General features: G+C 58.7%; 15 protein-coding genes. 9 read left to right on the plus strand and 6 right to left on the minus strand.

Annotated features, from left to right (window positions below; translation table 11 throughout):
- The first annotated feature begins 37 nt into the window (after positions 1-37).
- Positions 38-2,173, plus strand: coding sequence for a 4-alpha-glucanotransferase (gene malQ, locus ACXZ66_RS10205; RefSeq protein ID WP_458748572.1), 2,136 nt, complete (start codon positions 38-40; stop codon positions 2,171-2,173).
- A 14-nt stretch (positions 2,174-2,187) separates the two neighbouring features.
- Here the strand turns inward: malQ and ACXZ66_RS10210 are convergent, their stop codons facing one another.
- Genes ACXZ66_RS10210 through ACXZ66_RS10220 form a run of 3 tightly spaced genes read right to left on the minus strand, consistent with a single transcriptional unit; the run spans position 2,188 to position 4,490 of the window.
- Positions 2,188-2,328, minus strand: coding sequence for a hypothetical protein (locus tag ACXZ66_RS10210; protein ID WP_458748573.1), 141 nt, complete (start codon positions 2,326-2,328; stop codon positions 2,188-2,190).
- Positions 2,329-2,334: 6 nt separating this feature from the next.
- Positions 2,335-2,514, minus strand: a complete 180-nt coding sequence (locus ACXZ66_RS10215) for a hypothetical protein (protein WP_458748574.1) — start codon at positions 2,512-2,514, stop codon at positions 2,335-2,337.
- 11 nt (positions 2,515-2,525) lie between these two features.
- The gene (locus tag ACXZ66_RS10220) at positions 2,526-4,490 is read right to left on the minus strand and encodes a M3 family metallopeptidase (protein WP_458748576.1); all 1,965 of its coding nucleotides are present in this window, start codon (positions 4,488-4,490) and stop codon (positions 2,526-2,528) included.
- Between the two features lie 37 nt (positions 4,491-4,527).
- Here ACXZ66_RS10220 and ACXZ66_RS10225 point away from each other — a divergent pair, with 37 nt between their 5' ends.
- Positions 4,528-5,805 carry a carboxylesterase family protein gene (locus ACXZ66_RS10225; RefSeq protein WP_458748578.1) on the plus strand — a complete coding sequence of 426 codons (1,278 nt, stop codon included), beginning with the start codon at positions 4,528-4,530 and terminating at the stop codon, positions 5,803-5,805.
- A 4-nt stretch (positions 5,806-5,809) separates the two neighbouring features.
- Here ACXZ66_RS10225 and idi read toward each other — a convergent pair whose 3' ends face one another.
- The gene (gene idi, locus ACXZ66_RS10230) at positions 5,810-6,364 is read right to left on the minus strand and encodes an isopentenyl-diphosphate Delta-isomerase (RefSeq protein WP_458748580.1); all 555 of its coding nucleotides are present in this window, start codon (positions 6,362-6,364) and stop codon (positions 5,810-5,812) included.
- Positions 6,365-6,457: 93 nt separating this feature from the next.
- Positions 6,458-7,033 (minus strand): hypothetical protein, encoded by a 576-nt coding sequence (locus ACXZ66_RS10235; protein ID WP_458748582.1) that lies wholly within the window; start codon positions 7,031-7,033, stop codon positions 6,458-6,460.
- Between the two features lie 148 nt (positions 7,034-7,181).
- On the opposite strand from ACXZ66_RS10235, the gene ACXZ66_RS10240 reads away from it, so the two are divergent.
- The 7 genes from ACXZ66_RS10240 to ACXZ66_RS10270 all read left to right on the plus strand — a co-directional run bounded on the left by ACXZ66_RS10240 (position 7,182) and on the right by ACXZ66_RS10270 (position 17,032).
- Positions 7,182-9,056: an ABC transporter ATP-binding protein gene (locus ACXZ66_RS10240; protein ID WP_458748584.1), complete on the plus strand. Its 1,875-nt coding sequence runs from the start codon at positions 7,182-7,184 to the stop codon at positions 9,054-9,056.
- Positions 9,057-9,092: 36 nt separating this feature from the next.
- Positions 9,093-10,229, plus strand: a complete 1,137-nt coding sequence (locus ACXZ66_RS10245; RefSeq protein ID WP_458751365.1) for a MalY/PatB family protein — start codon at positions 9,093-9,095, stop codon at positions 10,227-10,229.
- A gap of 10 nt (positions 10,230-10,239) precedes the next feature.
- Positions 10,240-11,997 carry a maltose alpha-D-glucosyltransferase gene (gene treS, locus ACXZ66_RS10250; protein WP_458748586.1) on the plus strand — a complete coding sequence of 586 codons (1,758 nt, stop codon included), beginning with the start codon at positions 10,240-10,242 and terminating at the stop codon, positions 11,995-11,997.
- Entirely contained in the window at positions 11,994-13,097 is a 1,104-nt protein-coding gene (locus ACXZ66_RS10255) for a phosphotransferase (RefSeq protein WP_458748587.1), read from the plus strand. Before treS ends, ACXZ66_RS10255 begins: the two co-directional genes overlap by 4 nt.
- A gap of 89 nt (positions 13,098-13,186) precedes the next feature.
- Complete coding sequence (gene brnQ, locus ACXZ66_RS10260; protein ID WP_458748588.1) at positions 13,187-14,578, plus strand: branched-chain amino acid transport system II carrier protein; 1,392 nt, start codon at positions 13,187-13,189, stop codon at positions 14,576-14,578.
- A 121-nt stretch (positions 14,579-14,699) separates the two neighbouring features.
- Entirely contained in the window at positions 14,700-15,725 is a 1,026-nt protein-coding gene (locus tag ACXZ66_RS10265) for an LLM class flavin-dependent oxidoreductase (protein WP_458748589.1), read from the plus strand.
- Between the two features lie 119 nt (positions 15,726-15,844).
- Positions 15,845-17,032, plus strand: coding sequence for an HNH endonuclease signature motif containing protein (locus tag ACXZ66_RS10270; protein WP_458748590.1), 1,188 nt, complete (start codon positions 15,845-15,847; stop codon positions 17,030-17,032).
- Here the strand turns inward: ACXZ66_RS10270 and ACXZ66_RS10275 are convergent.
- Positions 17,029-17,952 carry an AEC family transporter gene (locus tag ACXZ66_RS10275; protein WP_458748591.1) on the minus strand — a complete coding sequence of 308 codons (924 nt, stop codon included), beginning with the start codon at positions 17,950-17,952 and terminating at the stop codon, positions 17,029-17,031. The genes ACXZ66_RS10270 and ACXZ66_RS10275 overlap by 4 nt on opposite strands.
- Between the last annotated feature and the right edge of the window lie 132 nt (positions 17,953-18,084).

An 18,084-nucleotide genomic window follows, 5' to 3' on the forward strand; every position in this document is an offset into this window, starting at 1 on the left:
CGACGCGAATCGGTTTTCTTTGGCAATATGGACACTCGTGATCAACGTAGAGCTTCTCAACACTCTCGCTAGTGCCTACGGGTTGTCGACGCGCTACACCAGTTCAGACGGAAAAGAGATCATTCCGCCGTCCGAGTCGCTGGTTAAACTGCTGCGCGCCTGTGGGCTTTCGCTAAGCGACGAGCCCACTGACGACGAATTAACCGCTGCCCTCGAGCACCATCGCTTGGTTGAGGCGACGCGCCCCCTGCCCCCATCAGTCATTGCCAAGGAGGGCGAGGAAAAGCGCTTTAATATCCACGTCCACGCGGGTTCTCCTGCGAATGTGTGGATCGAACTTGAAGATAGCTCAACCAGGCCTGCTTTCCAGGACGAGAACTGGGCAGCCCCAGTCGAGTCCGACGGCATTACCTGGGGCGAGGCCACCTTCCACATCCCCGGCGACCTGCCACAGGGTTGGCACACATTGCACCTGGAATCCGACCAGGTCAACGAAACAACCACGCTGATTGTCACCCCGCCACGCCTGACCACCACGGACACCTACATCAAGGAGCCTGTTTACGGTGTGATGGCGCAGCTGTACTCGGTGCGCTCGAAGGACTCCTGGGGAATGGGCGATTTCCACGATCTAGGCCACTTGGCTGAGATTCTGGCCTCGCACGGCGCAGACTTCCTTCTGATCAATCCGGTCCACGCGGGTGAGCCATTTCCTCCCGTGGAGGATTCGCCGTATTTGCCGACCACTCGTCGCTATGTGAACCCGATTTATATTCGCGTCGAGGACGTACCTGAGTACAGCAACTTGGACGCTGAGGCGATCGCCGAGATCACGGAGATGATTGCTCCGCTGCGCGCGAAGAACACCTCACCAGATGCCATCGAGCGCAACCCGATCTACGAGGCGAAGCTCAACGTGCTGCGCGAGATCTTCTACACGGAGTTCACCGAGCCTCGCCTGCGCCAGTTCGAGGACTTCATCGAGCAGCAGGGCCAGGGCCTCAACGACTTTGCCAATTGGTGTGCACGCCGCGAGCTCGATCGAGAGCAGAACTCGAGTGCCCACGCGTTCGAGAGCGAGATTGAAGAGCTCGAACGGTTCTACATGTGGCTGCAATTTCTTGCCGACGAGCAACTCGCCGCCGCACAGAAGCGCGCCGTTGATGCCGGGATGAAGATCGGTATCATGACCGATCTGGCAGTGGGCGTGCACCCTGGTGGCGCCGATGCCACCAACCTTGCCGACGTGCTCGTGGCGGATGCCTCCGTAGGCGCGCCACCAGACAACTACAACCAGCAGGGCCAGGACTGGTCACAGCCACCATGGAACCCAATTCGCCTGGCCGAGGCGGGATACCGTCCGTGGCGCAACCTTTTGGCTACGGTGCTGCGCAATTCCGGTGGCATCCGCGTGGACCACATCCTGGGGCTTTTCCGCCTGTTCTGGATGCCACGCATGGAACACCCGCGCAATGGTACGTACATGAACTACGACCACGAGGCGATGCTCGGTGTGCTGGCTCTTGAAGCAGAACGTGCCGGCGCAGTCGTCGTTGGCGAGGACCTGGGTACTTTCGAGCCGTGGGTCCAAGATGCACTCGCCGAGCGCGGTGTGATGGGTACCTCGGTGCTGTGGTTCGAGTCCTCCCCGACTTCCGATGGTCCGCGCAAGCAGGACGAGTACCGTCAGGCGGCACTGTCGTCGGTAGGCACACACGATCTGCCCCCGACGGCGGGATATCTGCAGGGCGCTCACAACGAGCTGCGCGAAGAGCTTGGCTTGCTCGAGGAACCTGTCGAAGAGGTCGACGCCGAGGACGCACTGTGGCAGGGCCGCGTGCTGGATGCGGTGCGCGATGCTGGTGAATTTGGCGATGCGAAGACCCCCGAGGGCAGCTTTACCAAGCTGCCTCGCGACGAGCGCGGTGACGTGGAAGATCTTTTGGTCGCACTGAATCGCTATATCGCGGGCACCTCGTCAGCTCTGACGTGCACCAACCTGGTGGACATGGTGGGCGATACCCGGATTCAGAACCAGCCGGGTACCAATTCGGATCAGTACCGCAACTGGTGCGTGCCACTGACTGATGGAACGGGCACGCCGGTTTTGATTGAGGACCTCGAAGGCATGGAGCTCTTCCACCGGGTGGCCGAAGCCTCCAAGAGGCACTAGTGGGGCTAGCGGGGCTAGAACATCCCCACTAGTGCCGCAATGATGATTAGCGCAAGAAGGATCCACAGCGACTGCGTCACGCGGGATTGGGGGTACTTCCGGCGTGCCTTCGGAAGCTTCTGATCCTGCTTCCGCAGATTCTCTGGGTTTGCCATAGTTGCTTACCTTACTTCCTTTTCTGCCTGCCTCCGAAATGTGGTCGAAAGGCCCACGCCGACCGCATCAATGATGCGCAGCAAGACTACCGCAACCACCCCGGCGATGGGTAAGACCACCAGCAATACCAGGGGCAATTGAATCCAGATGGAGGCCTGCGTCAGGGCCTGGATAAGTTGGTCCATAGCCTTGTGCCCTACACCTTCACGCCTTCGAGTCCACGGCGCACGAGCAGCGGGCGCACGTCCTTGTCCCGACCCCGGAATGCCTTGTAAGCCTCGCCGTAATCACGCGAAGCACCTTTGGAAAGGATGGTGTCGCGGAAGAGTTGGCCAGTTTCGCGGTTGATGCCGCGTTCTTCCACCAGCTGGTAGCCGTCGGCATCGAGCGCCTCTGCCCAGAGGTAGGAGTAGTAGCCAGCCGAGTAACCACCGGCGAAGATGTGGTTGAACCAGGTGGAACGGTAGCGGGGCTCCAGCCCATCCACGTCGAGGCCAATTTCGTGCAGGGTTTGGTTTTCGAAGGCCTCGATATCGGTGGGCACTTCCCCCTCGAGCGAGTGCCAGGCCAGATCGATCGCACTAGCTGCCAAGTACTCGGAAGTGGCAAACCCCTGGCCGAACTTGCGTGACTCGATCACAGCGTCCATCAGCTCATCGGGGATAACTTCGCCTGTGTCCACGTGGCGCGCGTAGTTGCGCACAATTTCCGGGGCGAAGGCGTAGTTCTCGTTGATCTGGGAGGGGAACTCCACCCAGTCCCGGGGCACAGAGGTACCCGACATCGACGGGTAGCGCACGTTGGACAGCAGTCCGTGCAAGCCGTGTCCAAACTCGTGGAACAAGGTGGTGACCTGGTCGATGGAGAGTAGCTCGTCGCTCACGCTCATGACGTTGACTACCACCGGCTTCGTTCCAGCGAGCTGCGATTGGTCCACGAAGGAGCTCATCCAGGCACCGCCACGCTTGGTGGGCCGGGCACCATAGTCGGTAAGTAGCAGGCCCAGGCCGGTGCCGTCTTCGTCGAGCACCTCCCACACAAAGACGTCATCGCGGTAGGCGTGCAGATCTTCGCGGCGCTTGACAGTGATGCCATAGAGCAGGTTGGCGGCATAGAACACACCGTCTTCGAGCACCTGCTTGAGCGGAAAATACTTCCGCAGCTCGGCTTCGTTGATGTGCAGGTCGCGCTCCGCACGCTTGGCTTGCCAATACGGCCAGTCGGCGCCGTCTAGTTCTTCGCCTGCCATTTCCCCGGCAAGTTTGCGCTCCCCTTCTGCCTGGGCCGCGGCCGCCGGCGCGAGGTCGCGGATGAGGTCGCGGGCAGCAGAGGCCTCGCCGGCGGTTTCCTCGGCGATGACGTAATCGGCGTGGGTGTCATAGCCCAAAAGTTTCGCGCGTTCCTGGCGCAGCTGCACCGATTCGACGACGATGGCGCGGTTGGATTCGGAGCCGCGTTTGCGGGAAGCGTCAAACAATTTATGGCGAGAGGAAGACGACTCCAGCTGCGACTGCGCTGACTGCGTGGTGGGCAGCTCAATAGGGATCACGTAGTCCCCGGATTCCTCGTCGAAGCTGGCTTGGATCAGCTCCTCGGACAGGCCTGCAAGCTCCTCTTTGGTTGAAAAGTGCACAGCCAGCTCGCGGGTGTCTTCGATCAGGTTGCGGCCAAACTTTTCGGAAAGCTCGGAAAGGCGCTGGTTAATCGTCGATAAGCGATCTTTGTCTGCGTCCGAAACGTCTGCGCCGCGGCGCGCAAATCCACGAAGCAACTTGTCGTGGAGGCGCTGCGACTCCTCGTCCGCGGGAGCGGTGACCTGCTTAATCCGGGCGTAGAGCTCGGCATTTTGGTAAATCGCGTCGGAGTGCGCGGAGAGCTTGGGCACCCACTCGTCTGCGATCTCGTTGAACTCCTCGGTGGCGTCGGTGCCCTGCAGGTTGAAAAACCACGAGGTCACGCGCTCGAGGTCGGCGCCGGAGAGCTCGAGGGCCTCGACGGTGTTCTCCCAAGTGGGCTCGGCCTCAGACACAATCGCCTCGATCTCGCGGCGCTGATTTTCCAACGCAATGGGAAAAGCTTCCCGGACATGGTCCAATGTAATGGCTCGAAAATCGGGCAAGTTGTAGGGCAAGGTGGAAGGTGCCAGGAGAGGGTTCGTCATAAGGCACCATGGTACCCCGCAAGCTAGATTGGATAACATGCATTCCGCTGAAGTGACGTGCCCCGCAGGAACGATTGTTGGCGCAAGCGACGGGGTGGTTGATTCCTACTTTTCCATCCCCTACGGGCAATTTCGCACCCCCTTCTCCGATGCCACCGCTGCTCCTCGAGGATTGATGATTGACGCGACGGTGTCCAAGCCCGAGGAGGTCGCGCTGACGGTGACCACGCCTGCGGGTGCCAGTGATGCCGACGATCTGCCCGTGGTGGTCTATATTCATGGCGGCCGCTTCGAGGGCGGCAGTCACACGGACCCGCGTGGTTCTGGCTACGCCACCGCGACGCAGTCGGTGATCCACGTCCAGGTCGGCTACCGGGTGGGGCTGGCTGGTTTCGCCACCTTCCACGACGACGACCCCAACCACTACCGCGGCATCGACGATTGCAACCTCGCCCTGGAATGGATCCAGCGCAACATCGAGTCCTTCGGCGGGGACCCCACCAACGTCACTGTTGTGGGCCAATCGGCGGGCGCGGCGATCGCTTTGTGGTTGGCTCGCCGCGACCATTATCGCGGTGCTTTTCGACGAGTGCTTGTCCTCAGCCCAGCCTTCCCCCGCAAATCCTACGACCAGCGATCCGATAGCCTCCGGGCAGCGTTTTTCGGCATGCGCCTGACACGCGAGGAACTCATCAAGGCCAGTCCACGGCGCATCGACGCAGCATATAAGCGTTTCCGTAGGCGCCACGCCCTCGATGTCGCGCTCGGGCCAAGCCCGCTTTCCCCACAGGAGTTGGCGTCGGTGGATGTGGTTGTTACTTCGCTTCGCGACGAGTTCTATGGCCACCCGATTGCGCGGCGGGCCGACAGGCTTGGGCTTGGAGCTGCGATGGTGAAGGCGGTTGGCCCTGCCATGGGTCTCATTGTCGACGAGGCCGACGAGTGGATTTCGGCAGCACGTGCAATTGATTCGGCACATATTGCGGGGCGCTTTATCGGCGATGCCATGATTCGCCACTGGGTTGATCAGGTTGCGGAGCTGGCCCCTGGGCGGGTCTGGCAAGCAGAATTCTTGGCTGACTCTTTTGGTCCCGCAGAACATTGCCGCGATCTGCAACCACTATTTGGCAACAAACCCTACGAGGCCGGCCAAGGGCTACATGCTCAGCTGCTTAACTTTGCGCGCACCGGCGAGCCGGGGTGGCAGGAATACTCGGCCGACACCGGTCGCATTGCTATGTCGACCACCTTGTCCTGCGAAAATGCCCACGAGATCCGAGACCCGCTGGGATACGTGCGCAGGGCTTTTCGCTAGAGCGCTATTGTGCTTCCAGCACTGAGCGCAGCCTTGTATCCTGCAGCTCCAGGGAGAACCAGGGGCTAAAGGCCCACGGGGTGGCGTCAACCGCTGTGAGCAAGTCCTTCGGATCGACCCACACGAAGGCATCTACTTCCTCAGGGTTCGGCGAGAGCGAAGCACCCTCGTGCATGCGAACAGCAAACACTGGGCAGACCTCGTTTTCTACCTGCCCATTGGAGTCCACGGCGCGGTAGCGGAAATCAGGGACAACCTCGCGGACCTCGGCGATGAAGTCAGATGAGAGATCGATCTCATCACGTGCGCGGCGCCGAAGCGCGTCGGGGATTTCTTCGCCCGGTGCTGGGTGACCGCAGAAACTGTTCGTCCACACCCCTGGGAACGTCTGCTTGCTTAGTGCACGGCGAGTGACCAAGACGTTGCCCTCCGAGTCGAACAACCAGGCTGAAAATGCGAGGTGAAGCGGGGTTTTCGTGGAGTGGACCTCGTCTTTGTAGGCCACGCCTTCAGGCTCACCCATAATGTCGAGCAATACAACCTGTTCGCGTTCAGACACTGCGACGCACACTTCCTTTGTTTGGGCATTGTTTGGGCATTGTTTGGGGACTCAGAATTCTAAGAATTCTTGCCCCTGACAATACCAGCACGTCTAGCGACTGAGATTTCCCGTAAAGGTGACATTCCCAATGGTGAATTCGGCAGACCACAGGTTTGAAGGGGCCACATCAAACACGTATTGCACGTTGCTGGTTGCGCCAGAACCAAGCTGCTGATCGAGGCCCACCTGCCCCTTAAACCCTGCATTCGCCGCGCTGAGTTCGCTCACCGAATTCAAACTGCCCGCGGAAGAATTTCGGTAGCCCAACTTTGGTGTACCCAGCGCGTCCGGCGGCATTGGTGCATCAGAGTTATTGCGCACGGCAACCGTGACAACCGACCCACCATTAGGCGCGGAAACAACACCCTGCCAGTGATAAGTTATTGGCATCGCTGGATCTTCTACCGGACCGGAAAGATCGTTGGTGCTGGTAGGGTCACGGTGCTCGACAGGAAATTCAGTTGCTGCTGCTTCCGCTGTCGTAGCTACGCCCGTGGTGGGAGTGATGGTCTCCGCCGCATTCGTGCTCTCACTGTTGGAGGAACACGATGCTAGGGCCAGACTTACTCCAGCGACTGCGATCAGTGCCGTAGCGCGCGTGGGGATTCGCGTGGGTAAATAAGCCATGGCCTGCCTTTCACGTTGAGAACTTGATTCGACCTCTCGAATACGTACATCGCACTACTCTAGCGTGTTGCCTAGACTGAACACGTTGTGACTCGATAATCAGTACCCACATCAAGCACAGAAAGTGATTGAGGAAAACACACCACTCATGAATTCTTTATGGCGCGTCCTGCGCAGCGCTTCGGCGTTATGGCCGTTCTACCTTGCCATCGTCATTTTGGCGGCAGTGGTAGCACTTCTCGGTCTGGTTAGCCCTTTCATTTTGCGGGAGGCGACCGATTCTATTGTTTCCGCGGTTTCTGGTGATATCACCGTTGCAAGTGTCACCCAAAAAATCATTTGGTTGGCGATCGCGCTGTTTGCGGCGGATGTTGTTACGACCCTGTTGCAAAATCTCAGCGGTTACTTCGGCGACGTGATGTCGATGCGCCTGCGTCAGATCTTGTCCACGCGCTACTACGCGAAGTTGCTGGCGCTGCCGCAGAAGTATTTCGACAATCAGATCACAGGCACGGTGATTGCCCGACTCGATCGGTCGATCACAAACGTCACCCAGTTCATCCAGTCCTTCTCCAATAACTTCTTGCCAATGGGCCTGCAGGTCATTGTCATTTTGGTGATCACCACCATCTACTATTGGCCGCTGACGATCTTGCTGGCAGCCCTCTTCCCCATCTACATGTATCTCACCGCGCTGACCTCGAAGCGCTGGCAGCGCCTTGAAGGCGAGAAGAATAAGCAGATCGACGAGGCCAACGGCCGCTTCTCCGAGGTCATCGGCCAGGTCAAGGTGACCAAGTCGTTTGTCGCTGAGGTCCGAGAGCTGAATTTCTTTAGCTCGCGCTACGGCAAAACCGTAGAGATCACGCGCCCGCAATCGCGCTGGTGGCACTCGATGGACAGTCTCCGTGGCTCCGCCATGAATGTCATCTTCTTGGCCATCTACCTGGTGCTTTTCCTGCGCACTCTGAATGGCTTCTTCACGCTCGGCGACATGGTCATGCTCCTCCAGTTGGTCAATTTGGCCAAGCAGCCGGTGTACATGATGAGCTTCATGGTCGATTCGGCGCAGCGCGCAATCGCTGGCTCGAAGGATTACTTCAAGGTGATGGAGGAGGAATTCGAGCCAACGGCGAACTCCCAGCTCGTTGCCACCACCGAAGCCTCCGGCGTACCCGAGCTACGCGACGAAGTCATCGCCCCTCTTGAAACGCAAAACCCCGTGGTCCGCTTCGATGACGTCGACTTCGCCTATCTTGAGGGCGAGCCCGTCCTCGAAGGCATTAGCTTCGAAGCCGCACCGGGCGAAAGGGTCGCGCTCGTCGGCGAATCCGGCGGTGGCAAGTCAACGATTATCAACCTGTTGCTCGGCCTCTACCCCATTTCCTCCGGCGAACTTTCGGTGTGCGGCCACAATGTCAACGACCTGACCGCGGCGAAACTGCGCGCATCGGTTGGCGTTGTGTTCCAGGAGCCGAACCTGTTTTCCGGCACGATCCGCGAGAACATCGCCTACGGCAAACCGGACGCCACCGATGAAGAAATCTTGGACGTGTCCCGGCGCGCGAATGCCCACGATTTCATCATGAACTTCCCCGAAGGCTACGACACGGTGATCGGCGAGCGCGGCCTGCGCCTGTCCGGTGGCCAGAAGCAGCGCGTCGCCGTCGCACGCGCCATGCTCAAGGACGCTCCGCTGCTGCTTCTCGACGAGGCCACCTCCGCCCTAGACAATAAGTCCGAGCGCGCGGTGCAGGCCGGCCTCAATGAGCTGATGAAGGATCGCACCACAATCATCATTGCGCACCGCTTATCGACGATTGCCGACGTGGATAAAATCATCACGCTCGACGGCGGCAAGATCGATGAGATTGGCTCGCCAGAGAAACTCGCGGTCTCCGGAGGTATTTATTCAGAGCTGCTCCAGTTGACGGCTTCTTCCTCGGAGGCCGACCGCAGCAGGTTGAAGAAGTTCGGCTTCGTTTCCGACGATGACGAAAATCACCCCGAGGAACACGCATAAGTATTACGTACTACTCTGTCTAGTATGAATTCGAAGATCCAGTTTCCAAGCATTGCAGAACTCAGGGCCCGCGGGACGCGCAAGTGGACGCAATACGACGATGACGTGCTCCCACTGTTCATCGCCGAAAGCGACTTCCCCACTGCCGCTCCCGTGAAGGAGGCTATCCAGCAGGCGGTCGACAACGAGTCCTTTGGCTACACCCCGGCGCACTCGGGCCTCCCCGAGGCTCTTGCTGATTTTTATGAGCGCCGATACGACTGGCGCCCCGACCCAGCCAAGGTGTTTGCTGTAGCCGATGTCGTGCGCGGCATGCTGCTGGGTATCCAGTACTTCACCAAGCCGGATTCAGCAGTTATCGTCCCCGTCCCGGCCTACCCCCCATTCTTGGAACTACCCGAGACAGCCGGGCGCGAAAAGGTAGAGGTCAGTGCTGAAACCGGACTCGATATGGCAGAAATCGAAGAGGCATTCAAAAACGGCGCCGGTTCGATCTTGCTCTCTGCGCCGAACAACCCGTGGGGCTACGCCTTTAGCGAGCAGGAACTCCGTGAGCTGACCGACCTAGCTGCGAAGTACGACGCTCGAGTGCTTTCCGACGAGATCCATGCCCCCATCATCTTGGAAGGCAAACACGTGTGCACGGCCGCGGTTTCCGAGGCAGCAGCCGACGTCACCCTCACGGTTACGGCTACTTCCAAGGCCTGGAACATCGCTGGTTTGAAGTGCGCCCAGATGATCTTCTCCAATGATCGCGACGTGGAGATCTGGAAATCTCTGACAGGTGTGGCTAAGGATGGCACGGGCACCCTCGGTGTCTACGCTTCCGAGGCTTGCTACCGCTACGGCGAGGAAGCGCTTGAGGCTCAGCTCGAGGTCCTGCGTGCCAACCGCGACTGGCTAGTAGAGCATCTGCCAGCGGCTATCCCGGGCATTAAATTCACCAAACCAACGGCTACGTATTTGATGGTGCTGGATTTCACGGATACTGCCATCGGTCACTTGGAGCAACCGGCGCAGTGGCTTCGTCGTGAAGCGAAAGTCGCTTTAAACGAAGGCACTACCTTTGGCACGGGTGGCGGATACAAGGCGCGCCTGAATTTTGCCACTAGCCCGGAAATTTTGGAGTTGGCCGTAAGGCGGATGTCTGCAGCGATCGCCAAATCTGCCTAATCTAGAGGGCATGGACGAGACGACCTACACACCGGAAACTGATCCCGATGGCATGATCATCGAGCCTGAGGCGGAAGACTTTGATACTCCAACGCCTGCCCCGGGCAATGAGCCTTGGGCGCGCGGCGACCACGAGTGGTACAAGGATGCCGTGTTCTATGAGGTGCTGGTGCGTGGGTTCTATGACCCAGAGGGCACTGGTTCGGGCAGTCTGAAGGGCGTGACCGAGAAGCTGGACTATATCCAGTGGTTGGGCATCGATGCCATTTGGTTGCCGCCGTTTTATGATTCCCCGTTGAAAGACGGCGGCTATGACATCCGCGATTTTCGTAAGGTGCTGCCGGAATTCGGCACGGTGGAAGATTTCGTGGAACTCGTCGACCAGGCGCACCGCCGTGGCCTGCGCGTGATCACTGACTTCCCTATCAATCACACCTCTGATCAGCATCCATGGTTCCAGGAGTCCCGCCGCGATCCGAAGGGCCCTTACGGCGACTTCTACGTCTGGAGCGACACCGACGAGAAGTATGAGGAAGCGCGCATCATCTTCGTTGATACCGAGGACTCGAACTGGACATATGATCCGGTGCGCAAGCAGTACTTCTGGCACCGTTTCTTCAGCCACCAGCCGGATCTGAATTACGACAACCCGGATGTCCAAGAGGCAATTTTGGACGTGATCCGCTTCTGGCTGGATCTGGGTATGGATGGCATTCGGCTCGACGCGATCCCGTACCTTTTTGAGCGCGACGGCACCAACGGTGAAAACCTGCCCGAGACGCACAAGTTCATCAAGCGCGTGCGCAAGATGTTCGACGAGGATTACCCCGGCCGCTTCCTACTGGCTGAGGCGAACCAGCTGCCCGACGAGGTCGTGGCCTACTTCGGTGAGCCCGACGTGGGCGACGAGTGCCACATGGCCTTCCACTTCCCGGTCATGCCACGCATTTATATGGGTCTGCACCAGGAGAGGGCGCAGCCAATCATCGACATTTTGAACGAGACTCCAGATATTCCGGAGTCCGCGCAGTGGGGCATGTTCCTGCGTAACCACGACGAGCTCACGCTGGAAATGGTCACCGAGGAAGAGCGCGACTACATGTACACGCACTTCGCCAAGGAACCGCGGATGAAGGCAAATGTGGGTATTCGGCGCAGGCTCACTCCCCTGCTGGGCGGCCACCGCGACCGCTTAGAGCTGGCACATGCCATCCTTTTGTCCCTGCCGGGTTCGCCGTTCTTGTACTACGGCGACGAAATCGGCATGGGTGACAACATCTGGTTGCCCGACCGCGACGGTGTGCGCACCCCGATGCAGTGGTCCAATGACCGCAATGGCGGATTCTCCCGCGCGGAACCCGAGCGCCTCTACCTGCCCGCCATCCAAAATGACCAGTACGGCTACCAAACCGTCAACGTTGAGGCCCAGATGGGCCGCGACAACTCGATTTTGCAGTGGGTCCGTGAGCGCGTACTCATCCGCAAGCAGTACAAGGCGTTCGGTCGCGGCGGGCTGGAGTTTGTCAACCACGCCAACGAGACCGTGTTGGCTTTCGTCCGCGAGTATGAAGACGAGCGCATCTTGTGCGTCAACAACTTGAGCTCGCGCCCGCAGCCAGTGGAAATGCACCTCGCCCACTACGCCGGCATTGTCCCGCGCGAGCTTTCGGGCGGTGAGTACTTCCCGGAGATCGGCGAGCTGCCGTGGCTTGTCACCCTTGCCCCGCACGGCTTCTTCTGGTTCGACATTTCGGGTGATCCGAAGTGAGCCTTGCACAGTCCCTCGCCGCCGAGCGTTTCTACGGCGCCAAGTCCGAACCCATCGACTCAGTAGAAACAGTCCGCTCTTCTCCTGCCGATGAATTCGAGTGGCGCATCGTCGAGGTGGCGCACGGTCGCAGTCGCGATTTGTACCAATTGCTTCTCGACGATTCCACCGACGCCCTGTCCACCACCCGCGGTGCCCAGGCGTATCTTTCCAACGCGGCTTCATTCGGCGAAGTTCACGGAGAAATCGACGGAACCTCCGCCGTGCCCATGGGTGCCGAGCAGTCCAACACCAACCTCATCGTTGATGACCAGTGGGTGCTGAAGGTTTTCCGCAAGCTCGAGGCCGGCCTCAACCCGGACGTGGAGCTGCTCACCCAAATCCCGGACTGTGCGCACGTCGCCGGCGTGCGTGGCTACACTACCGCACAGATTGGCGGGAAGGACTACACCCTGGCTATGATGCAGCAACGCATTATCGGCGGCACCGATGGCTTCGATCTTGCTCTTTCATCCGAGGATTTCGGCGCTCTCGCTTTCGAGCTCGGCCAGGCGACCCGCACGGTGCACGAGGCTCTCGCCTCAGCTTTTCCAACGCAGGAGGTAACGGGGGCATCGATCGTCGATAAGCTTCATGCTCACCTCGACGAACTGCTGCCTCTCGCCCCACAGCTTGCCATACTCGAGCCCGACATTCGGGCGCTTTACGACGAGCTCCCGCGCGAGCCGGTGACTGTGCAGCGCGTGCATGGGGATCTGCATTTGGGCCAGACGCTGCGGACTGCGGATCGTTGGTACCTGATTGATTTTGAGGGCGAGCCTGCACGGCCGCTGGCTTCGCGCATTGAGCCTGACCATGTGCTTAGGGATGTGGCCGGGATGGTGCGCTCCTTCGGCTATGCCGCGGCCATGTCCTCGCATCCCAAAGGCTGGGAGGGCTCAAATGTGTCGCGTTACTTGGAAGGATATGGTACCGGCGATGTTGCTCTTTTGAGGGCGTATGTAGTGGACAAAGCCGCATATGAGGTGGTCTACGAGGCAAATAATCGCCCGGACAATGTCGGCATTCCGTTGGGAGCGATTTCAGACTTAGTCAAGTAGTGATTGAGATTACCCCCAGATGTTCAGCTCTTAGGCAGGGTTAGTAGGGTTTATTCGTAAATTACTACTGACCGTTTAGGAGGAGCACAGTGTCTAATACAGTGTCCAGCCCCGCTAAGAATGAGAAGAAGGCAGGGGCAGTCACACTTTTGGTGACCTCGCTGATGCTTTTCTCAATGTTTTTTGGCGCGGGCAATCTCATCTTCCCGCCGATGATCGGTGTGCAAGCAGGCGTCAACTTCTGGCCTGCCATCATCGGCTTCATCGGCTCGGGCGTCATCCTTCCCGTGCTTGCCGTGATCGCGATTGCTCTGTCTGGCAATAACGTCCGTGACCTGGCACGCCGTGGCGGCTCTGTCTTCGGGCTCTTCTTCCCGATCCTGGCGTATCTGTCTATTGGCGTGTTCTACGCGCTGCCTCGTACCGGCGCCGTATCCTTCGAGACCGCGATTACCCCGCTGACCGGCTGGGATTCCACCCTGGCCGCGGGCATCTTTAATGTGATCTTCTTCGGCATCGCGCTGGCGCTGTCGTGGAATCCGAACACGATTATGGACACGCTGGGCCGCTACCTCACTCCTGCGCTGGTGATTCTGCTAGCCATCTTGATCACTTTGTCGGTGACCACCATGAATGGTCAGCCCGGCGCCCCAACCGAGGCTTATGCAGACGCACCGATGGCGAAGGGCCTGCTTGAGGGCTACCTCACCATGGACTCGATTGCCGCTCTGGCCTTTTCCATCGTGGTGATTTCCTCGCTGCGCTACAAGGGCTTCGAAGAAGGCAAGCAGCTGACCCAGGGCACCATCTTGGCAGGTCTTGGCGCTGGTATCCTGCTTGCGGCTATTTATCTTGGCCTTGGTATTATCGGCCAGGTTATTGAAAACGGCGATCAGTACGCCAACGGAGCACACCTGCTCTCCGATGCTGCGTTGCAGACCATGGGCCAGCCCGGCCAGATCATCTTCGCGCTGATCGTTCTGTTGGCATGTATGACGACTGCGGTGGGCCTGGTTACCTCTACTTCCGAGTTCTTCAACACCTTGACCCCGGGTATTTCCTACAAGGCATGGGCTGTGATCTTCTCAGTCGCTTCCGCTGCCATGGCAACGCTTGGCTTGAACACGGTGCTGGCCATCGCTGCACCGGTAGTGACCTTCCTGTACCCACCGGCTATCGCGCTGATTTTCATCGCACTTGTCGAGCCACTGCTGAGCAGCAAGGTCTACTTCTACTGGACATACCGCCTCCCGCTGTGGGTAGCCGTGATTTGGTCGGCGTTCTCTGTGCTCCTGGATCTGGGCTGGCTCCCATCGAGCTTCTCGGTGGTTGTCGACTGGGCACCAATGCAGAGCGTTTCCCTGGGTTGGGTCCTGCCTACTGTGGTCGCATTCGTGATTGGCCTGATCATTGACTTTGTGCAGAAGCGCGAAGCACCTGAGGATCATCGTTCCTTCGCTGCGAGGGCCTTGGCGCAGTAGCTCTTTTGGTAGCTCTTTTGGTCGCCCTTTTGGTCGCCGACGGAATAAATCCACCTTGACTAGGGTTGAAATTGCAGGCTTTTTATATCTGAATTTCAAGTAGTTAAAGGTGGATTTTTCTATGTCTCGATTGCCTTTGTCCCTCATCGACTTCTGCACTATCTACGAAGGCGAAACCGCCGGCCAGTCCATGCAGCGATCCGTTCAACTCGCACAGACCGCTGAGCGGCTGGGTTATTCGCGCATCTGGTACTCGGAGCATCACAATATGCCGACGATTGCCTCGTCGTCACCTGCTGTTTTGATCTCTCACATCGGCGCGCGCACGGAGAAGATTCGCCTGGGCGCTGGTGGTGTAATGCTGCCGAACCACGCCCCTTATGTCATTGCTGAGCAGTTCGGTACCCTCGGTGAGCTTTACCCTGACCGCATCGATCTGGGCCTTGGCCGTGCGCCTGGCACCGACCAGAACACCCTGGGTCGCGCGCTTCGTCGTGATCCGAATTCTGCCGAGCGCTTCCCTAACGATGTCGTTGAGCTCCACGGTTACTTCACCGGAAATTCCCAGGTTCCAGGCGTGGCAGCGATTCCTGGCGAGGGCGTGAAGATGCCACTGTACATCCTCGGTTCCTCCATGTACGGCGCTACTTTGGCCGCAAAGCTTGGCCTGCCCTATTCCTTCGCTTCCCACTTCGCACCGCAGCACTTGGTGCAGGCCACCACTTACTACCGCGAGCACTTCGAGCCTTCCGACGTCCTCTCCGAGCCTTACGTCATCGCCGCAGTCAACGTCACTGCCGCCGACACAAAGGAAGAGGCCGCGGAGCAGACGAAGGGCGTGCACCGCAATCGCGTCAAGTCCATGATGGGTCGTCGTGGGCTCGTGCTTAACGACGATCAACTCGACCAGGTAGTCAACTCTGCCCAAGGCCAGCAGATCATTGAAATGCTGAAGTTCACTGCAGAGGGTACCGGCGCGGATGTTGTGGCTTATTTGGAGCAGTTCGCAGAGCTTGCCAAGGCCGACGAGCTAATGATTTCCCTGCAGGGCCGCAATCACGATGAGGCGCTGCGTTCTATGGAAATCCTGGCCGATGCATGGGACCTCGACCCGGCAAATACGGCCGGTGCACCTGGAAACTTCTAACTTCCCGTTACCCCAGGTCAAAGTCTATTTCCTGGCCATGTCTAGCCCCTGTTATATAGTTCAAGTGTTCGATAAAAGTCGAGCGGAAACTACTTCACTTCGAGGGGTGTGTTCAGCACATGAACGCGAAGTTTTACTCCATCTGTCAACCTGATTCGCCTCGGGCCCAAGCCATGTTGGCTGCCCGGCGCGCCGAGTACGAGGCATGGCGTATTGCCTACACCGTGCCCATTGATGAAGACGATCGAGATTGGACCGAGCACGCCGCGTCAATCCGCGCGGATGTTGGCGGTTCGGATGGTTTTATCGCCGACCGGTTGGTGGCGCTGGCGGTCGTCGATAAGCTGCCTTTATTTCGTGCACACATTGAGTCGATGTGGCACCTTGACATGTACACTCTCGCGCGCATTGGCAAGGCACTGGAGGGGTTTCTGGTGTCCACGAGCGAGCGCGATCAGGAGGTGTGGCCGTTTGTGGATGAGTTCCTCACAAGCTACCTCACGCCCAAGCGTGTGCAGCAGCAGATGCCCTCGGCGAATCAGATTGTGCGCAAGTTGCACGACTTTCTTGCTCAGTTCGACGATGCTAGCGATGAATCTGACTCGCCCACCGACCTGAACCTCGGGTTCAGCGTGCATAGCTTCGGCAACGGTTCCACACACATCGGAGTCACGCACGATGATGCTACGGCATTGCTTATCGACGAAGCTGTGCGCTCCTATGCCCGCGACAATGACATCTCGCTGACCGCTGCCCACGCGGAGCTGATCCTGGGCAAGGCCACCGTCAGGGTTGTGGTCAATACTTACCAGGCCTGTGACGTTCCGGATGCGCCTGTCTGGGTGCCGGGGCTCGGGTTCCTGCGCGATTACTCCGGGGACTACCTGAACTGCCTGTCGGAGCATACCCGCAACCTCATCGGTGCCGAGTACGAAGAAGTCTCGGCCTACCGGGTTTCTACTTCCCTCAAGGCCTACTTGGAGGGCCGAGACGGAACTTGCAGGTGGCCGGGATGTGAGAGGCCAGCCCACCGCACCGAAAAGGATCACCGCATCAATTGGGCCGACGGTGGACCGACCACTGCCTCGAACATGATCTGCTTATGTTCGCACCACCACAACCGGAAAACGGATCAGGTGGTGCAGTACATCCTGGATCCAATCACAGCCGATGTCTATTGGTTGTTCTCCGATGGAACCTGGGTGGTTGACCAGGCCGAAGGGCCGCTGACGCCAGCGAACCGCAACTGGGTGCGAACGCTAGGCCAGAAACTGCAAAGTCGCCAACCGGCGAAGGCGGCGGCCTAACTCAGCCCGCTGCCAAAGAGCAGACCAATAATAATCAGCACTGGGAAGGAGACCAGAGTCGACGCAACACCTGAGTTACGCGCAAGCTCGCTGGCAGCGCCGAAGCGCAGAGAGTACGTCAGCACGTTTTGCGCCGTCGGCAATGCACCAAGAACCACAGCGGTGTAAAGGTCGTGGCCTTCCATTCCGAAAAGGAAGTAAGCCAGCAGGCCAGCCACGATGGGGTGGACAAAGTTTTTCATTATCACTGTAAGAGTGACGCCGCGCGTGAGCTTCAGCTTCATGCCATAGAGCGACATTCCGAACACCATCAGGGCAAGTGGCACCGCAGCGCCCGCCAAGATAGACACGGGCTCGGAAATAATCGGGGGCACGTCCCACCCCGTAAGCGCGATGGTCATACCGATCACCGCGCCAATCAGCATGGGATTTTTCAGAGCAACAGCGATGTTGTGTTTCCACCCACCACCTTCGCCCTCCGAAGTGGTGATGTCCAACCACGTCAAGGTAATCGGCGCATAAAACGCCACCTGGAACAGGATCATGGGAACGACGGCGGTGGCGTCGCCAAGCAAATACACGGCCAGCGGAATGCCTAGGTTGCCACCATTGGCATAACTGGATGCCAACATGCCCACGATTGAGCTCGACTTATCCCAGTGCCGCAGCCGAAATAACGTATAAGCCATCAGGCCAACGATCACGGCCGAGGCAGAAATAACCACAAAATTCGGGCCGAGCACGTCGCGCGGATCGGTGTGGATCAGGCGGTCGATGAGCAAGGAAGGTGTAGCCACGGCATAGACGATGGTGGCCAAGGTCTTCTGTTCTTCCTGCTTCAAAATACCCAATCGGATGAGAAAATAGCCCACCGCGATCACGATGATAACTACCCCGAAGCCTTGGAGCACACCGAGCATGTGTTGTCCTTCCCATCCAAATCACCCAAATCACACAAGCAACCCAGGGTAACACCAATAAGTTTTACCTTCAGTGTGCTCTGGAAAAAGGCCTAAGACAATTCGAAGGAGAATTCGCGGCACCCCACAACC

This window comes from Corynebacterium sp. S7, from assembly GCF_054401105.1.